Annotated in this window: 15 protein-coding genes; 12 read left to right on the plus strand and 3 right to left on the minus strand. The window is 63.9% G+C overall.

The features are described 5' to 3' along the window. Positions 1 to 16: 16 nt before the first annotated feature. The 7 genes from DKM43_RS05255 (at position 17) to DKM43_RS05285 (ending at position 13,550) form a co-directional block, all read left to right on the plus strand. A complete protein-coding gene (locus tag DKM43_RS05255) occupies positions 17 to 751 on the plus strand; it encodes a hypothetical protein (RefSeq protein ID WP_161554039.1) in 735 nt (244 codons plus the stop codon). Between the two features lie 67 nt (positions 752 to 818). After that, entirely contained in the window at positions 819 to 2,297 is a 1,479-nt protein-coding gene (gene cysS / locus DKM43_RS05260; protein ID WP_109797428.1) for a cysteine--tRNA ligase, read from the plus strand. Between the two features lie 66 nt (positions 2,298 to 2,363). Beyond that, positions 2,364 to 3,302 carry a D-2-hydroxyacid dehydrogenase gene (locus DKM43_RS05265; protein ID WP_109797429.1) on the plus strand — a complete coding sequence of 313 codons (939 nt, stop codon included), beginning with the start codon at positions 2,364 to 2,366 and terminating at the stop codon, positions 3,300 to 3,302. Positions 3,303 to 3,524: 222 nt separating this feature from the next. Next, the gene (locus DKM43_RS05270) at positions 3,525 to 4,928 is read left to right on the plus strand and encodes a multiheme c-type cytochrome (protein ID WP_330857614.1); all 1,404 of its coding nucleotides are present in this window, start codon (positions 3,525 to 3,527) and stop codon (positions 4,926 to 4,928) included. Then, positions 4,928 to 6,925, plus strand: a complete 1,998-nt coding sequence (locus DKM43_RS05275; protein WP_109797431.1) for a heme-binding protein — start codon at positions 4,928 to 4,930, stop codon at positions 6,923 to 6,925. The genes DKM43_RS05270 and DKM43_RS05275 overlap by 1 nt, the downstream gene beginning before the upstream one ends. 38 nt (positions 6,926 to 6,963) lie before the next feature. Further along, the gene (locus DKM43_RS05280) at positions 6,964 to 8,928 is read left to right on the plus strand and encodes a hypothetical protein (protein WP_407938486.1); all 1,965 of its coding nucleotides are present in this window, start codon (positions 6,964 to 6,966) and stop codon (positions 8,926 to 8,928) included. A gap of 11 nt (positions 8,929 to 8,939) precedes the next feature. Continuing rightward, positions 8,940 to 13,550 (plus strand): LVIVD repeat-containing protein, encoded by a 4,611-nt coding sequence (locus DKM43_RS05285; RefSeq protein WP_236632400.1) that lies wholly within the window; start codon positions 8,940 to 8,942, stop codon positions 13,548 to 13,550. A gap of 22 nt (positions 13,551 to 13,572) precedes the next feature. Here the strand turns inward: DKM43_RS05285 and DKM43_RS05290 are convergent, their stop codons facing one another. Further along, complete coding sequence (locus tag DKM43_RS05290) at positions 13,573 to 13,968, minus strand: hypothetical protein (protein WP_109797434.1); 396 nt, start codon at positions 13,966 to 13,968, stop codon at positions 13,573 to 13,575. Then, on the minus strand, positions 13,958 to 14,146 hold the full coding sequence (locus tag DKM43_RS05295; RefSeq protein ID WP_109797435.1) for a hypothetical protein: 189 nt from the start codon (positions 14,144 to 14,146) through the stop codon (positions 13,958 to 13,960). Before DKM43_RS05295 ends, DKM43_RS05290 begins: the two co-directional genes overlap by 11 nt. Before the next feature lie 119 nt (positions 14,147 to 14,265). Between DKM43_RS05295 and DKM43_RS05300 the strand changes: the two genes are divergently transcribed. Then, a complete protein-coding gene (locus tag DKM43_RS05300) occupies positions 14,266 to 14,952 on the plus strand; it encodes a S24 family peptidase (protein ID WP_109797436.1) in 687 nt (228 codons plus the stop codon). A 42-nt stretch (positions 14,953 to 14,994) separates the two neighbouring features. Beyond that, a complete protein-coding gene (locus tag DKM43_RS05305; RefSeq protein ID WP_109797437.1) occupies positions 14,995 to 15,672 on the plus strand; it encodes an MBL fold metallo-hydrolase in 678 nt (225 codons plus the stop codon). A gap of 57 nt (positions 15,673 to 15,729) precedes the next feature. On the opposite strand, the gene DKM43_RS05310 is transcribed toward DKM43_RS05305, so the two are convergent. After that, positions 15,730 to 16,122, minus strand: a complete 393-nt coding sequence (locus DKM43_RS05310) for an MAPEG family protein (RefSeq protein WP_201739788.1) — start codon at positions 16,120 to 16,122, stop codon at positions 15,730 to 15,732. Positions 16,123 to 16,367: 245 nt separating this feature from the next. On the opposite strand from DKM43_RS05310, the gene rpmF reads away from it, so the two are divergent. From rpmF to DKM43_RS05325, 3 genes are read left to right on the plus strand one after another with little or no spacing between them, the layout of a single operon-like run. Beyond that, complete coding sequence (gene rpmF, locus DKM43_RS05315; RefSeq protein ID WP_109797438.1) at positions 16,368 to 16,547, plus strand: 50S ribosomal protein L32; 180 nt, start codon at positions 16,368 to 16,370, stop codon at positions 16,545 to 16,547. A 27-nt stretch (positions 16,548 to 16,574) separates the two neighbouring features. Further along, positions 16,575 to 17,657 (plus strand): phosphate acyltransferase PlsX, encoded by a 1,083-nt coding sequence (gene plsX, locus DKM43_RS05320; protein WP_109797439.1) that lies wholly within the window; start codon positions 16,575 to 16,577, stop codon positions 17,655 to 17,657. Then, the gene (locus tag DKM43_RS05325) at positions 17,654 to 18,643 is read left to right on the plus strand and encodes a beta-ketoacyl-ACP synthase III (RefSeq protein ID WP_109797440.1); all 990 of its coding nucleotides are present in this window, start codon (positions 17,654 to 17,656) and stop codon (positions 18,641 to 18,643) included. Before plsX ends, DKM43_RS05325 begins: the two co-directional genes overlap by 4 nt. Positions 18,644 to 18,671: the final 28 nt, after the last annotated feature.

Genomic DNA, 18,671 nt, shown 5'->3' on the forward strand with positions numbered 1-18,671 from the left:
TTCCGTGCGCAGGCTCATGATCACCGCGGCCTGCCTGCTGGGCGCTTCGGCCATGTCCGGCATGGCCCTGGCGCAGGCGGTGGTTGTCCGTTCCACCGGGCCTTCGGCGGTCAGTTACCCCAAAGGCAAGCGATTGCCGGTCAACGCGCCGGTCGTGCTCAAGGCTGGCGATGTGGTGACGGTGCTTGACCGTGCGGGCACGCGCGTCCTGAAAGGCGCAGGTTCCTTCGTGATCGACAATGCCGTGAACCGCGATCGCGGAGCGGCGGCCCTTCTGGCACGATCGCTCAGCAACCCGGCATCGGTCCGGGCGGGGGCCGTGCGCGGTGCGCCTGCGGGTGATGCCGATGTGGTTCTGCCGGTCAGCATATGGATTGCCGATACAGCGCAGGGCGGCAATGTCTGCGTGCCGCGCGGGAGCGACATCTATCTCTGGCGCGGCAAGGCCGAAGCCCGCGTCTTCACCTGGCTCACCGAGAGCGAGGGCGGCGAGATGGTGCGGATGCAATGGCCCGCGAGGACTGCCGGAATTGCCTGGCCCAAGACCATGCTCGCCCCTCAGGAGGGCCGCACCTACCGCTTCTATGACGAAGCGTCGCCGGAGAAGACGACAGAGTTCCGGATCGTGGTGCTGGAACCCGAAGCGGTGCCTGCCGATGCGGCGGCACTGGGGACGCTGCTGCTCGACAATGGCTGCAAGGCCCAGTTCGAATGGCTGGCCGAAGTGCTGGCGGAAGCGCCTCAGGAATGACGGGCCGCTTGGGGCTGGCTGCTTATGACTTGACCGGGGGCGCAAGGGCAAGGCAAGGCTCCGCGCCATGTCACATGCACCCGCTCCCTTCGCGCCTTCCGCGCCGCTGAGACTTTTCAACAGTCTCACCCGCAAACTGGAAGAGTTCCAGCCGGTCCATGCCGGAGAGGCGCGCGTCTATTCGTGCGGGCCGACTGTCTATAACTACCCGCATATCGGCAACATGCGCGCCTATGTCTTTGCCGATGTCCTGGGCCGCACGCTCACGTTCAAGGGCTATGCGCTCACCCATGTCATCAATATTACCGATGTCGGCCATCTCACTGATGATGCCGATGCTGGCGAGGACAAGATGGAGAAGATGGCGCGGGCGGAGGCCCGGTCCATCTGGGACATCGCGCGGCACTATACCCAGGCCTACTGGGAGGATGTGAAGGCGCTCAACATCCGCCAGCCCGCGCGGTGGACAATCGCCACCGAATATGTGCCGCAGATGATCGCCTTTGCCGAGAAGATTGCGAAGAAGCACTGCTACGAACTCGATAGCGGGCTGTATTTCGACGTTTCCACGGTGGCCGATTATGGCCGTCTCGCCCGCGCGCAGACCGAGGAGGGGGAAGGGCGCATCGAAGCGGTGGAAGGCAAGCGCAACGCTGCCGACTTCGCCATCTGGCGCAAGACCCCGCCCGGCGAGAAGCGCCAGATGGAATGGGACTCTCCCTGGGGCAGGGGCGCGCCGGGCTGGCATCTGGAATGCTCGGTCATGTCGGGCGAAGTGCTGGGTTTCCCGTTCGATATCCATACCGGCGGGATCGACCACCGCGAGATTCACCACCCCAACGAGATCGCGCAGAACCAAGCCTTCTGCTGCACCGATGGTCTTGATCTGCCCGCCAATTCCGGTGCGCGGGTGTGGATGCACAACAACTTCCTCGTCGAGCGTTCGGGCAAGATGAGCAAGTCCTCAGGCGAGTTCCTGCGGTTGCAACTGCTGATCGACAAGGGCTATCACCCGCTCGCCTATCGCATGATGTGCCTTCAGGCACACTATCGCAGCGAACTGGAGTTTTCGTGGGAAGGTCTGGCGGCGGCACTCACGCGCCTCAAGCGCATTCTCATCGCACTTGGCCAGCTCAGGGAGCGCGCCAGTGAGGACAAGGCCACACCGGGGCCGCGCTTCACTTCGTATCTTGAGCGCTTCGATGCGGCGATCTCGGACGATCTCAACACGGCCATTGCGCTGACCGTGTTCGAGGAGGTGCTTGCGCTCAAGAAGGTCGATCCCGCCGAGAAGCTGGCAGCGCTGGCTGCGATGGATGATGTTCTGGGGCTGGGCGTGCTGACGCTTGACCGCAAGGCGCTGCGCATCAGGCCCAAGGACGCAGGTATGGACGAAGCCGGGATCGAGGCCCTGCTTGACGCGCGCAAGGCTGCCCGCACGGAAAAGGACTTCGCGCGTTCGGATGCGCTGCGCGATGAACTGGCTGCGAGGGGCGTAGAGGTGATGGACGGCGACCCCCTCGGCTGGGAGTGGAAAATCACCTGATCGGGTTTCATTTCAGGACCGATACGATATGCCTTGAGCAGGATTCGTCCGGGAGAGCCTGAAAAGATGACCGTTCTGGTGATGAGTGCGCTTGCAGCCCCTCTGGTGGAGGGGCGTTTGCCCGACTGGGTGGAGCCGCGCTTCTTCCGCAGCATAGAGGAACTTTACGCGCTCGCCCCCGAAGCGGAAATCGGCTGGTTCGATGTGCAGGACTATCCGAAGATCGCGGGGGCAGTGCGCCTTGCGACAAAGCTCAAATGGCTGAACTCGATCTTCGCGGGGGCCGATTACTTTCCGCTTGATGTCCTGCGCGAACGCGGTGTCGTGTTCACCAATGGCACTGGCATCAACGCCATCACCATTGCCGAGTTCGTGGTCATGGGAATGCTCACCGTGGCCAAGGGTTACCGCGAGATCGTGCGTTCGCAGGAGCGGCACGAATGGATGGATGATGCGCCGGGCAAGGTGGAACTGGCTGGCAGCCGGGCGCTGATCCTTGGCTATGGCGCAATCGGACAGAAGGTGGATCAGCTTCTGCAAGGCTTCGACATGGATGTGGTCAAGGTGCGCCGATCAGGCGGGGAAGGCACGCTTGGGCCGGATGAGTGGCGCGCCGAACTGGGCACGTTCGACTGGGTGATCCTGTCTGTTCCGGGAACGCCCGAAACCGAAAAGATGATCGGCCCGGCCGAGATCGCGGCGATGAAGCCCGGCTCCACGCTGGTCAACGTGGCGCGCGGTTCGGTGGTCGATCAGGACGCGCTCGTTGAAGGGCTGAAAGCGGGCAGGCCGGGCCATGCCTTTCTCGATACGGTCACGCCCGAACCGCTGCCTGCCGATCATCCGCTGTGGAGCCTGCCCAATGCCCACGTCACCAGCCACCTTTCGGGGCGCGCGCAGACGAAGATGTTCCAGCGTTCGGTGGACCGGCTTCTCACAAACCTTGAAAGGTTCCGCCGGGGCGAACCGCTCCAGCCGCAGGTCGATCTGACGCTAGGTTACTGATCGCAGGTGCGGCTGGGGAAACCCCCGTGCGGGTGAGGAAATCATTGCCGAATTGTGTGCGCAAATTGCGTTTAGCCCCTTGAAGCGGTCTTGCCTCGTGGCCTAGTCTGAACGCCATCGGGGTCGCATTGCAGCGCTTCCGGCTTGGCGGATCGCAAAGGGCGCAAAGCCGGGCGGTTGGCCAGTCGGTGGGAACGAGGGGCAATGCTTGGCATTTTCAGGGTGATAGCGCGTCGCGTCGCGTCGTTCCGGCTGGTTTCGCCAGCGGTGCTGCTGGGCCTTGCTGCGGGGCTTGCCTTGGCCGGCCTGCTGACGCAGGCAGGCGGGGCGCTGCGTGCCTCTCCCGCGCAGGCCGAGGCATCGAGCGCCACACTGCCCGGCCACACCGGCGTAGCCAGCTGCGCGGGTTCCACCTGCCATGGCCGCAGCGTTGCCGATGGCGCGGTGGTGCGGCAGGACGAACTGCTCCGCTGGCAGGAAGAATCCTCACCTTCCGGCGCGCACAGCCGCGCATGGCGGGCGGTTCGGGAACCGCGCGGTCAGGCCATCATCCGGCGGCTCGGACTGGATGCGGCGGGCGTTCAGCGCGATTGCGCCGGATGCCACGCCACGCCCGGTGCGCAGCGCCAGTCGGACGGGGTTGATTGCGAGGCATGCCATGGCAGGGCATCGGGCTGGCTTGCCACCCACTATACCGTGGGCGCGACCCATGCCCGCAACTTGGCGCAGGGCATGACCGATCTCGTCAACCCGCGCGTGAAGGCGCAGGTATGCCTTGACTGCCACTTCTCCGGCGATGCCAAGGGTCAGTTCATTGCTCACCGGATCATGGCAGCGGGTCATCCGCGCCTTTCCTTCGAGCTTGATCTGTTCACCACGCTCCAGCAGCACCACGACGAGGATGCCGATTACGCGCGGCGCAAGGGCGGCAAGACCAACGCCATGCGCATGTGGGCAGTGGGGCAGGCCGAAGCGGTCAAGCGCAGCCTGGAACTGTTCAGCCAGCCTGCCCGCGCGGTTGACGGCATCTTTCCCGAACTGACCTTCTTTGATTGCCATTCGTGCCACCGGCGCATCCACGATGGCGAGGCTGGCGGCAATGTCACCGCCGTGCCCAATCCGGGCCGTCCGGTTGATCCGGGAACGCCTCCTTACAATGACGAGAACATGATCATGCTGCTGGCCGCGGCGAGGGTGGTTGCGCCGGATGCGGCAGCGATTTTCGATACGCGAGCAAGGGCATTCCACCGCGCCATGCTGGTTGGCCGCTCAGAGACCGTGGCCGCCGCGCAGGCACTGCGCCAATCAGCCGATGCGCTGTCGGGCCGCTTTGCCGTTGCCAGCTTTACGCGTGAACAGACCTTCGCGATCATGGAGACCATCGCCAGCGATGCTATCGGCGCGCGCTTCACCGATTATGGCGGTGCGGTGCAATCGGTCATGGCGGTGGACACGCTGCTTGGTGGAATGGTCAATCAGGGCATGGTCCCTGCTGCCGCAGCAAACGGTTTGCGAATCCAGATCAACGAAGCCTATGCCGCCGTGCGCGATCCCAACGGCTTCCAGCCCATGGCCTTCCGTCGCGCTCTGGAGGGTGCCGTCCGCTCCATCCGGAGCCTGCGCTGATGGGTGGCCTTGGGAAAGTCGGGGCGGTCCTTCGCGGGGCGACCGGGGCGGGCGCGTCGCTGGCGCTGCTCCTTTCCGGATGCGGGGGAGGGGAATCGGGATCGGGCGACACGTTCACGCCTGCGCCTGCGCCCACCGCGCCCTCGCGTTTCTTCGTCGATCCCGCGCAGGAGGCGCTGTCCGCAGCCGAGGTGCAGCAGATCGTGGCGCAGGCCGTGGGCGAGGCGCAGGCGCGCAGCAAACCCGCCATCATCAGCGTGGTTGACCGGGTGGGCAACGTGCTGGCCGTGTTCCGGATGAATGGCGCCCCCTCGCGGATGGTCACGAGCCGCCGCACGGCCACCGGGCGCATTTCCAGCCCCGGTATCGATGCGCAGGGTCTTGATGTGGAAGCCACGATGGGGGCCATCGCGAAGGCGATCACAGCCGCCTATCTTTCATCGAGCGGGAATGCCTTTTCCACCCGCACCGCCAGCATGATCGTGCAGCAGCATTTTCCGCCTGCACCCAATACGCCGGGGCTGGAATCCGGGCCACTGTTCGGCGTCCAGTTCAGCCAGCTTCCTTGCTCTGACCTCAATACCCGCTTCGTTTCCGGCAACGCGGGCAGCGCCGCCTTCATCGGGCCGAAGCGGTCGCCGCTGGGGCTTGCGGCCGATCCGGGGGGCTTGCCGCTTTACAAGAACGGCGTGGTCGTGGGCGGCATCGGCGTGATGGCCGATGGCGATTATGGCTATGATCCCGATGTCAGCGATTTCGACGCGGATGACGAGGAATATATCGCGCTGGCCGGGATGCAGGGATTCGCTCCGGCTGAAAGCATCAGGGGGGATCGGATCACGGCTGATGGCACCACGCTGCGCTTTGCCGACGCCGATGTGAGCCGCCTGGCGCCCTTGCAGACCAGCTTTGCTGCGATCAACAATGTGCGCGGCACGCTGATCCCCGTGCGCGGCTACTTTGATGGCAACGCGATCGTCGCCGGAACCGCATATGGCACCGAACGCAGCGGCATTCGCAGGGCCACTGCGGCCGAGTTCGCGCTCGCCGATGCCTATGTCCTGACCGATGGTTCGGGAGCCGCGCGCTATCCGCTGCGTGCGGGCACCGATGGGGCGGCCGTCGGCCAGGCGCTTTCGCTTGCCGAGGTGCGGGCGGTGCTGGAAGAAGCCTTCACCGTGATGACCCGCGCGCGCGCGCAGATTCGCCGCCCGCTCGACAGCCGGGCGCAAGTGACGATCAGCCTTGTCGATACCTTTGGTGAGGTGCTGGGCCAGGTGCGCAGCCCCGATGCACCGGTTTTCGGCATCGACGTGTCCCTTCAGAAGGCGCGCACGGCGGGTTTCCTGTCCAACCCCGTTGCCGCGCAGCAACTGCTGGGCAATCCTGATACCGGCATTGCCCCTTTTGTTCAGCGGATGCGCGATTTCCTTCAGGATCCGAACGCCCTGACCGGCGCAAAGGCGTTTTCCGACCGGGCGACCGGAAACGTTGCGCGGCCCTATTTCCCGGACGGGGAACTGGGCCGTGCGCCGGGGCCGCTGTCACGCCCGATCGATGATTTCAGCCCCTTTGCCACGGGATTGCAGATTGCGCTGGTGGCGTCCAATCTGGTTCAGCATGCGGGCTTCGTGCAAGGCGCAGGAAGCGATACGCCGCAGACCTGCTCGGCCGTGCCCGATACGCCTACAGGGCGCAAACGCATTGCCAACGGCATCCAGATCTTTCCCGGCGCAGTGCCGATCTACCGGGGCAACCGCCTTGTCGGCGCGATCGGGGTTTCGGGTGACGGGATCGATCAGGACGACATGATTTCCTTCCTTGGCCTGCACAATGCCGGGGTGAAAGTGGGCGGCATCGGCAATGCGCCCAGGGACATGCGGTCCGATACGATCCTTGTGGCGCTGGGCAGCCGCAATGTGCGCCTGCGCTATGTGAACTGCCCGTTCGCCCCGTTCCTTGATACGGGCGACCAGAACGTGTGCGAGGGCAAGTGATGCAGCCCGCGCTTGCCTTGCTCGCGCCGCTGCTGGGCATGGGGCAGCCCGCCGATCAGCTCGTCAGGGCAGAGCAGCCATTGCCGGTAGTGGCGGAGACTGCGGCAGGTGAAGCTGCATCCGCCCCGCCCGAAGGCGCGGCTGATGCCGGGTTGCCCGGCGGCCCAATCGATGCCGACAGCGCGCTGATCGATGGCCGCCGCCGCCCCGGCTGGAACAGGCGTCTGCCGGACCGTGCCGATCAGGACAATCCCGGTGCGGTCAACGCTCCGCCGCCAGAAGCCTTCTACGACAAGTATGACGGCGAGGGACCGCTGGGCAACCTTGCGCTCGATGTGGGGGTTCCCGATCGCTGGCGCATCGTCTCTTCGCTTTGCCCGCAGAAGGACAAGGCAACCGGCAGGAAGGACCGTTCGCTCTACACGCTCTTTCCGCGGCTGGAGCATGTCTGCCATTCCGCGCTTGATCCGTTCCATCACAGCCTGCTGAAAGGCGACAGGCCCCTGGCGCGGGGCAAACGGCCGGGTTTTCTCAAGGGCGACGACTGGTTCCTGATTGCCGGCGCCGTGTCCGACACCATCGTCGAGCCGCGCAGCTTTCCCATACCGGTTGGCAACCAGACGACGAGCGACCCCGGCCAGATCGACGTGTTCGGGCGCAGCAACAGCCTTGTTCTGGCGCAGACCTTCATCGCCAGCGTCTCGCTGCTCAAGGGGATGACCGCGTTCAAGCCGCCGACAGTGGAGTATCGCATCGCCATTGCCGGGAACATCAACCACGTGCAGGTGCCCGAACGGCGCGTGCTGTTCGTGGAACCATCGAAAGGCACCCGGCGCACCGATGGCTTCGTGGGGGTGCAGGAAGCCTTCATCGATTATCACCTCGGCCGGTTCGACACCAAGCGCTACGATTTCGTCTCGGTGCGCGCCGGGATCCAGCCGATGCAGTCGGATTTCCGGGGGTTCCTGTTCAACGACAACCAGCTTGGCATCCGCCTGTTCGGCAACCGCGACAACAACCGCTTCCAGTTCAATCTTGCGGCGTTCTGGCGACTGGAAAAGGATACCAATTCGGGCCTCAACGACATCACGCAAAGCCCGCGCGATGATTTCGTGCTCATGGCGAACCTTTACCGGCAGGATTTTCCGGTAGTGGGTCTGACCAGCCAGATTTCCGCCACATGGAACATCAACCGCGAGCGCGGGCAGGTGGCGGTGGACAAGAACGGATTTCCCGTGCGCCCCGCGCTGCTGGGCGATCTGCGCAGCCGCAGCTATGATGTGATCTATCTGGGCTATGCCGCCGATGGCCATATCGGCCGCCTGAACCTGACGGCGCAGGTTTATGGCGCGCTGGGAAATGACAGCAACAACTTCCTTACCAGCGCCCCTTCACGCATCCGCGCGTTCATGGCGGCGGCCGAACTTAGCTATGACATTGACTGGACGCGCATCCGCCTTTCGGGCCTGTGGGCCAGTGGCGACGATGACCCATACGACCGTGTGGAAGGCGGGTTCGATGCCATCTTCGAAAATCCGCAGTTCGCCGGGGCCGATACCAGCTACTGGGTCCGTCAGACCATTCCCTTTGCGGGGGGCGGACGCGCGGTTTCCGTGAATGGCCGCAATGGCATTCTCAATTCGCTGCGCTCCTCGAAGGAGCAGGGCCAGTCCAATTTCACCAATCCCGGCACGATGCTGCTGGGGCTGGGCACGGACTTTGATCTGACGCCAACCCTGCGTGTCTCGACCAATGTGAACCACCTGTGGTTCGAGAACACCAAAGTCCTTCAGGTGCTGCGCAACGAAGGCTCGATCCCGCGTGAGATCGGCTGGGATGCTTCCGTCTCGGCCATCTGGCGGCCCAATGCCTCGCAGAACCTTGTGTTCCGGCTTTCAGGCGCGATGCTTGAGCCGGGAGCCGGCTTTGACGACCTGTTTGCACAGCAGGGCAATGCCCGCCGTTTCTATTCCGTGCTTGCCAACGCGACCCTGGCTTTCTGATGGTTCCGATCATGCCTCTCGTGCGCCGCCTTCGCCCTGTTCCCCTGGCATGGTTCATCATGCTGCTGGCCGCGCTGGCCGCGCTGGCCGCGCCCAGCGCGCTCAGGGCTTCGGGGGAGGAACCGGCGCAGAAGGTGAAGCACCTGCGCGCGCCGCCTGCGCCGCGCGGCCAGCCGGGCGAGACCGCGGCAGAACAGTGGGCCTATGTTGACCGGCAGAACGCGGGCTGCACAAGCTGCCATACGCAGAGCGACCATCGCACCATGCATGCCAGCCCGGCGGTGATCCTGTCCTGCGTCGATTGCCACGGCGGCAACAACCGGGTCTTCGCGGACCGGTCGTGGAACCGCAATTCGATGGAATATGTCGGCGCGATGAAGGACGCCCATGTCCTGCCGAAATACCCCGTTGCGTGGGGCTGGCCGTCCTCGGCCAATCCGAAGCGGTCCTATGCGCTGCTCGCCAAGGAAAGCCCGGAGTTCATCCGCTTCGTCAATCCTTCGGACTACCGCGTGGCGCGCGATGCCTGCGGGGCATGCCACATGGCGATCATCGAGGCATCGGAGCGTTCGCTCATGGCAACGGGGGCTATGCTGTGGGGCGGCGCGGCCTACAACAACGGGATCGTGCCCTTCAAGAACTACATGTTCGGCGAAAGCTTCACCCGCAATGGCGAACCGGCGCTGCTGAAATCCGCATCAAAGGAAATCGGCGCCGATGGAAAGCCGATGTGGGGAACGGTTACGCCACGGGAAAAGGCGCGCGGCGCGCTGCCGGTGCTCTACCCGCTGCCGCGCTGGCACCAGATCCCGCCGGGCGATATTTTCCGCGTGTTCGAGGATGGTGGGCGCGTCATAAACCCGCAGTTTCCCGAAATCGGTCTGCCCAACTCCACGGGTCTGATCCAGCGGCTTGACGAGCCGGGGCGGCCCGATCTGAAGCAGTCGAACCGCGGCCCGGCCACTGGGCTGCGGGTCGCCATTCCCGTGCTCAATATCCACAAGACGCGCCTCAATGATCCGTTCCTGTTCCAGATGGGCACGAACGACCAGCCGGGCGATTATCGCTCATCGGGCTGCGCGGCGTGCCATGTGATCTATGCGAACGACCGAGAACCGCGCCACTCGCTCAATTACGGCAAATGCGGGCGAGACGGGCAGACAGTGACCGCCGATCCCGCCATCAATGGCTTGCGCGAAGGCCAGCACCGCAAGGGCGCCTATGGCACTTACGATGCCGCAGCCCATGAAGCGCACGAAAAGGTGCGCGGCACCGTGCTGGGCGGGAAGGGCAGCTATCTGGGCGGAGACAGGTCTGATCCCTCAGCCTCGGCAGACATGGCGGCCGATTGCGCGCGTGCCATCGCGTCGCCTGCACAACTTGTCTTCGCGCCAGCCCAGGGCGTCGCGCCGCATGGCACGATGGACCACAGCAAGCTGGATAAGGCATCGGCTCATGCCGCCGCGGGGCTGGACGAGAAGGGCCGGGTGAAAGCCGCCGCAGTGCATCGCGCGGATGGCGGCCATGCCGATGCGGCGCAGGATGCGGCCGGTCCCGTCGCCATGCAGGATCGCGAACGCGGGCATCCGCTGGTCCACGCCTTTACCCGCGCCATCCCCACCGCCCAGTGCATGAACTGCCACATGCACCAGCCGAACATCTTCCTGAACACCTATCTCGGCTACATCATGTGGGATTATGAGTCCGATGCGGATTCGCTGTGGCCGGGGCCGGAAAACCGCGCGCCAAGGCCCGCCGGAATGTCGGACGCGGAATACGCCAAGGCATTCAAAAGGCAGTTCTATCCCAACATCGACGAACAGCGCGAAGTGCTCGACCGCAACCCTGAAGGCGCGGCCACGCGCGGCCTGTGGCGCGATGTGGAGTTCCTGCGCAACATCTACGATCTCAACAGCCAGATGAAGGACACCCAGTTCGCCGACTATCACGGCCACGGGTGGAACTTCCGCGCCATCCTCAAGCGGGACCGCCGTGGCAATCTGCTTGATGCCGATGGCGACATGAGCACCTACGGGACCGACAAGGCGCATATCATTGCGCCCGACGATCCCGAAAAGTTCCGCAAAGGCGCGGAGGGCAAGTTCGTCAATGCCGGACCCGACAATCCGGGCAAGGCCGTCCACATGATGGACATTCATGCGCAGATCGGAATGCAATGCGCCGATTGTCACTTCGCACAGGACAGCCACGGCAACGGCCTGATCTATGGCGAGGTCGCCAACGCGGTGGAGATCGGCTGCAAGGATTGCCACGGCACGCCCGATGCCTATCCCAACCTTCTCACCTCAAACCTTGCCGCGCCGGAGAAGGGCAACAACCTTGCCCTTCTGCGCAACGCCGATGGCCAGCGCCGCTTCGAATGGTTCACCGAAGCCGATGGCCGCCGTGTGCTGATCCAGCGTTCGATCATCGATCCCAACCTGTCATGGCGGGTCAGTCTCGTGAAGGATGCGGTCGATGCACGCTATCAGGGCAAGGTGGACAGCACCGGCGCGCCGATCTTCAACCCCAAGGCGGCGCGCGCCAAGCTCATGGCAAAGTCTGCCGCCGAAGATGGCATCTACCGGTTCGGCACCGGCATTCCCAAGGAGCAGCGCGCGCACCGTGATGATGACATGGCCTGCTTCACCTGCCACCTTTCGTGGACCACATCGTGCGCGGGCTGCCACCTGCCGATCGAGGCGAACTGGAAATCGGCCACGCACAAGTATGAGGAAGACTATACCCGCAACTATGCGACCTATAACCCGCAGGTTGCGCGTGACGACATGTTCCAGATCGGCAAGCACCAGCGCAACAAGTCATCGGGTTCCGATCCGGTGCAGTTCGATGCGGCGGGCAATCCGGTTTCGGGCAAGGCGATCACTGCGCCGATCCGTTCCACCTCGGCGCTGATCCTCTCGTCCACGAACATCAACCGTGAACGCATCTACGTGCAGCAGCCGCCGATTTCCTCCATCGGCTATTCATCGCAGGCATTCGCGCCGCACTTTCCGCACACCGTCCGCAAGAACGAGACCAAGCAGTGCACCGACTGCCATGTCAGCCAGGACGACGACAACAACGCCATCATGGCGCAATTGCTGCTGCTGGGCACGAACTACGTGAACTTCGTCGGGCTTAATGCCTGGTTCGGACTTGAGCGCGGCTTCGAGGCCATTCGCGTGACCGAATGGGACGAGCCGCAGGCGGTGATCGGTTCCTACCTCCACCGCTATGCCTATCCCGATTACTGGCGCGAGCATGTGGAGAAGAACGGGCGCGAACTGAAGAACTGGACGCGCGGCCGGATCTTCGACGCCAACCTGTCGGGCGAGACGACCGGGCAGGAGCAGTTTACCAACATCGTCGAAGGCACGAAGGACGCGGTGCGCTGCCTGCAAATGCGCGGTGAATACATGTTCGTTGCCGAAGGGAAGGGAGGCTTTCGCGCCTACGATATTGCTGCGATCGGCGACAAGGGCTTCTCCGAACGGATCGTCACCGCGCCGTTCTCCTCGCTCGGTCACAACACGCACATCAGGACGAAGAACGCCACCTGCATGGCGCTGCCCACCAATCAGGCCATTGCCCCCACCCGCAACACGCCCGAACTGCGCGCGCTGAACCAGGAGCAGCCGTTCTCGCCGGTTTACAGCTACGCCTTCGTGACCGATGCGGTGGAAGGGCTGATCGCGGTCAATGTCGATACGCTGGCCGATGGCGAGTTCCGCAACAACTTCTTCACGCGCGCCTTCACCTTCAATCCTGATGGCGTGCTTGCGGGTGCGCGGCACATCACGCTGGCGGGGGACTATGCCTATGTGGTTACGGACAAGGCGCTCGTCACGGTCCACCTTACAAAGCCGTGGTCGGCGCAAAAGCCCTGCGAAGTCAGTGCGAAGAAGGGCGGCGAGACGTGTCTTGATCCGCGCGTAACCTCGATCGTGCCGCTGCGTGATCCGCGGGCAACGGCGGTGCAGTTCCGCTATCTCTGGGTAACGACCGCCAACGGCCTTGAGCTGATGGACGTGACCGATCTTGCCAGTCCCCGGCCGGTGGCCGAAGCAACCGTGCCGCTCGATGATGCGCGCCGGGTCTATCTGGCCCGCACCTATGCCTACGTTGCGGCAAAGGGGCAGGGGCTGGTGATCGTGGATATTACCGCGCCCACCCGGCCATCCATCCTGCTCAGTTATACTGCCGAAGGCCAGTTGAACGATGCTCAGGACGTGATCGTGGCCTCCACGAATGCTTCCGCCTTTGCCTATGTTGCCGATGGCCGGAATGGCGTGAAGGTTCTGCAACTGACCAGCCCGGCCAGCCAGCCCAACTTCTATGGCTTCTCGCCCGAACCCAGGCCGGAACTGATTGCGTGGGCGCGCACGCCCAGTCCGGCGCTGGCTCTGTCCAAGGGACTGGACCGGGATCGCGGCGTTGACGAGACCGGCGGCCAGATGGCGGTATTCGGCCGGCTGGGTTCTCGTCCCTTCACCCGGCCGGAAATGGAGCAGCTGTTTCTCAACAGCCGGCGCGAGGTATTCCGCGTGTCGAATGCGGTCGACATGAAGCTGTGGGTCGATGCCAGCCCCGCGCCCTTGCTGGCGCGGCCGGCAAATTAGCCCAGCGGCGGTCGTCGCTTGCTCAGTCTTCGTCCAGCAGAAGGATTTCGCATTCCACCTCCATGAGGGGCGCGGGCAGCAGTTCGTGATCGACGCGCATCACGCTGGCATCCGCCACCAGCTTGCCGCGCAGCTTGAACTCGTGGTCGGACAGGACGGCGATGAAGCGTTCCCCATCGCTTACCGCATCGCTTCCGGCAAAGCGCAGGGCGATCATGTGACGCTCTCCGGAAAAGGTGATGCTGGCCCAGGGCACTTCCCTGTGGCTGATGATTTCGGCAAGCGGGCCGCTGATATCGCGGATGGCCCGCAGGAGTCGCTCCGCAACGGACAGGCGGCGCGAAGCAGGCTGGGGACGGGCGAAGGCGGATTGGGCGACATCCGCTTTTGTCTCGAAGCGGTTCAGATCAAGCAGCATGGGTATTCTCCGAAAAATTGTTCATGAAATGTTCTACTCGTGCTATCATGGCAGAGCGCGGTTCCCGCCCGTTGCGCAGGTCGCCCACCAGGCGCGGGTCGTGCGCGGCAAGGCGGCCGAAGCGGGTTTCCGGCATTCCGGTGCGGCTGAGGAACTTTTCGATCTGGCGCAGAAGCATGGCTACGGACCCTCGTTGTCAGGCGGATCGCGGAAAGCGACTCGAAATAGGATTTTTCCTATGTTGATCTTGAAATCCTACAATGATAGGAAAAGTCCTTCGGATATGGAGGAAGACGAATGAGTGGCGGACCAGATGATGGGGCGCGGGAACGGCTGGTCTCGCTTGCCGCTGCGCGAGGCGTCAGCCTTGCCGCGCTTTCCGCGCTGATCGGCCGCAACACCACCTACCTTCAGCAGTTCGTGCGCAAGGGCAGTCCGCGCAAGCTGGAAGAGAATGACCGCCGCACCCTGGCCGAGTTTTTTGGCGTTTCCGAAAACGAACTGGGCGGCGTGCAGCGCGGCACGGCGGTGGCAGCGGGGCAGGGAAGGCAGGGTGTGCCTGCGGCGCGCAGCGCTCCTGCCGAATGGGCCGATATTCCGCGCCTGCCGCTTGGCGCGTCGGCCGGTCCGGGAGCCATGCCCGTCGAGGAAATCCCGTCAGGGCGTCTGCGTTTTTCCCATCGCTGGCTCAAGGCACAGGGGCTTGAGCCGGCAATGCTTTCGGTGATCGAGGTCGAAGGCGATTCCATGGAGCCGACGCTGCGCGATGGCGACGAGATTCTCGTTGATAGGGCGCGCCGGGCGCTGCGTGCCGGAATCTATGTGATCCGTCTGGACGAAATGCTGCTGGTGAAGCGGCTGGAACCCGGCCCGGCGGGCACGGTCCGCATCATTTCCGACAACGCTGCCTATCCTCGGCTTGAACGCCCGATCGAGCATGTCGAACTTGTCGGCCGCGTGGTGTGGAAGGGCGGACGGCTCTGAGTGATCTTGCCATTCGGCACGGCGCGGGCCATTCCCCTGTCCATGACCGAGCAAGCTGCCTCCGCCGCCGAGCCGCCTTTCAAGGTGGCCATCATTCCCGTCACTCCTCTCCAGCAGAATTGCACGCTGGTCTGGTGCTCGAAAACCATGCGCGGTGCCTTCATCGATGCGGGCGGCGATCTGGCAAAGCTGCGCAAGGCAATCGAGATCACGGGCGTGACCATCGAGAAACTGCTCGTCACGCATGGCCATATCGATCACTGCGGCAGCACAGGCATTTTCGCGCGTGAACTGGGTGTGCCGATCGAAGGCCCTCACGAAGCCGACCGCTACTGGATTTCAAGGCTCGACGAGGACGGGCAGCGCTGGGGCATAACCGGCGAGGTTTTCGAGCCGACGCGCTGGCTTGCCGACGGCGACAAGGTCACGGTTGGCGAGGTCGCACTCGATGTGATCCACTGTCCCGGTCACACGCCGGGGCACGTCGTCTTCCATCATCCGCAATCGCGCGTGGCGATCGTGGGGGATGTCCTGTTTCAGGGATCAATCGGCCGGACCGACTTTCCGCTCGGCAACCATCAGGACCTGATCGATTCGATCACCGGCAAGCTCTGGCCTTTGGGCAATGACGTGACTTTCGTGCCCGGCCACGGGCCCAGCAGCACCTTCGGCCGGGAACGTCAGACCAACGCCTTCGTCAGCGACTACGCGCTGAGCTGAGGCTCTCGGTATCTGGTGAAGGGGAGGGCGCTGAAGGCCGCTCCCCTTTGACGCAGGTCACATGTCCAGAGCGATGGAAACCGCCCAGACGCCAAGTCCCAATTGCGCCAGCATCGTCGTCAGCGTGCCGACGCCGCGCAGAAAGCGCAGCGGCCCGCCGTCCATGCCGATGCCGTGGCCCACGCGGCCCAGCATGTAGATGCCGGCCACGCCCGCCAGCCAGATATTGCCGGTGCGTGCCAGTTCGATCACCGCGATCAGGACCACCACGATCGGGGTGTTCTCGATGAAGTTGGCCTGTGCGCGCATGCGGGCGATCAGTTCCATGTCGCCGCCGTCGCCGATGCTGATCTTCTTCGCGCCGCGGATCATGCCGATCCGGACCGAAAGCCAGAGGTTGATTGCAGCGGCCGCCGCCGCCGCGCAGAGCGTGATAGGCAAGGTCATCATGTCTTTGTAAATACTCCCCCGTGTCACCGGCATCCTGCGTGATGCCTGCTCCTGCTAGCCTTGGCGCGCTTGCAAAGCATCAGAAAATCCGTATAGGCGCGCCTTCGCCCGTGATTGGCGAATCCCGTTCCTGCTGGCGATGCGTCGCTGCGTGCGGGTCCTGTGCCACACAGGGCTTGTGCGATGGTCCGGTTTTCCCTATCGCGCCCGCAACAAAACTTCGCAATTCAGGAACAGGTGCCGAAATGGCCGTCCCCAAAAGAAAGACCACCCCGTCCCGCCGGGGTATGCGCCGCAGCCACGATGCTCTCAAGGTCGAAGCGTTCCACGAATGCTCGAACTGCGGTGAACTCAAGCGCCCGCACATGATGTGCAACGCCTGCGGTCACTACAACGGACGCGAAATCATCGCCGTCGGGCTCTAAGCCTGTCTGCGGGAGGGGATTGAAGAGATGAGCCTGCCGCGTATCGCCGTCGATGCGATGGGCGGAGACGAAGGTGTGCGCGTAATGGTCGAGGGTGCGGCCCTCGCCCGGCGGCGCCACGATCGCTTCAAGTTCCTTCTGGTGGGTGACGAGGCCCGGATCAAGCAGGCGCTTGAACGGCACCCGAACCTGCGCGATGCGTCCGAGATCCTTCATGCGCCCGATGTTGTATCGGGCGACGAGAAGCCGACTCAGGCGCTCCGCCGGGCGAAGACCACCTCGATGGGGCTGGCCATCAATGCCGTGAAGCAGGGTCAGGCCGGTGCCGCAGTCAGTGCCGGCAACACCGGCGCGCTCATGGCCATGTCCAAACTGGCCCTGCGCACGATGCCGGGCATCGATCGCCCTGCGCTTTCCGCATTGCTGCCAACGCTGGGTGAGCATGATCTCATCATGCTCGATCTCGGCGCTAACACCGAATGCGATGCGCGCAACCTTGTGCAGTTTTCGATCATGGGCGCGGCCTATGCCCGCATCCTGCACGGGCTGGAGGCACCCCGCGTCCGCCTGCTCAATATCGGTACCGAAGAAACCAAGGGCACGGATGCGCTGCGCGATGCGGCAAACCAGCTCAAGGAGCTGGCGGGTGATCTGTCGGTGCGCTTCGACGGATTTACCGAAGCCGACAAGCTTTCGCGCGGTGATTGCGATGTTGTCGTTACCGATGGATTTTCGGGCAATATCGCGCTCAAGTCGATGGAAGGCGCAGCCCGCTTCGTTGCGGATCTCCTGCGGCGCAGTTTCTCATCGTCTCTGCGTTCGAAGTTCGGCTTCCTGATTTCCCGCCCTGCAACCGAACTGCTCAAGCACCACCTTGACCCCAACAATCATAACGGGGCCGTGTTTCTGGGGCTGAACGGTGTTGTCGTCAAAAGCCATGGAAGTGCATCGGCACTGGGCGTTGCCAATGCGGTCGCCGTTGCCGCAAGGCTGCTGGAGGAAAACCTGACCGAACGGATCGCAGCAGACCTTGCCCGCCTTGGCGCCGATACCATCCGCACGTCGGGCCGTGGCCGGGCCGCCGTGGCAAGTGGCGAGGACGCGGCATGAGCGCGCGTCCGGTTGTCAGATCCGTCATTCGCGGCAGTGGTTCTGCCCTTCCAGCGCGCTGTGTTGCCAATGCCGAAATGGCGCAGATGGTCGATACGACCGATGAATGGATCGTCGAGCGGACCGGCATCAGGCAGCGCTACATAGCGGGCGAGGGGGAAACCACGTCAACGCTTGCCACACTTGCCGCGCAGCGTGCGCTTGAGGCGGCCGGTATCGATGCGGGCAGGGTGGATCTGATCGTGCTTGCCACCGCCACCCCGGATCAGACCTTTCCGGCAACGGCAACGATCGTTCAGCACAATCTTGGCTGCCATGGCGGGATTGCCTTCGATGTCGCGGCAGTCTGTTCGGGCTTCCTCTATGCGATGGCCACCGCGGATTCGATGCTGCGCACCGGCATGGCCAAGTGCGCGCTGGTGATCGGCGCAGAAACCTTCAGCCGCATTCTGGACTGGGAAGACCGCACGACCTGCGTTCTGTTCGGCGACGGTGCGGGCGCAATTGTCCTCGAAGCGCAGGTGGTGGACGACAACGATCCGGCTGCGCCCGGCATTCTCGCCACGCGTCTGCACGCCGATGGTGCGCACAACGAACTGCTCTATGTCGATGGTGGTCCTTCCACCACGGGAACCGTCGGCAAGCTGCGCATGAAGGGACGCGAGGTTTTCCGCCACGCGGTATCCAATCTTGCCAGCGTTCTGCGCGAAGTGCTCGACGCGACCGGCCACCAGGCTGCGGAGATCGACTGGGTGGTGCCGCATCAGGCCAACTTCCGCATCCTCGATGCAACGGCGCGCAAGCTTGATCTGCCCGCCGAGAAGGTTGTTGTCACGGTTGACCGGCACGCGAATACCAGCGCGGCATCGGTGCCGCTGGCCTTTGATGTTGCCGTGCGCGATGGGCGGATCAAGCCGGGCAGTCTCGTGATGTTCGAGGCGATGGGTGGCGGCTTTACCTGGGGCGCCAGTCTCGTCCGCGTCTGATTTTTTCCCATCGATGACGCGCTGACGG

The sequence above is a fragment of the Novosphingobium meiothermophilum genome (assembly GCF_003171715.1).
GTDB lineage: Bacteria > Pseudomonadota > Alphaproteobacteria > Sphingomonadales > Sphingomonadaceae > Novosphingobium > Novosphingobium meiothermophilum.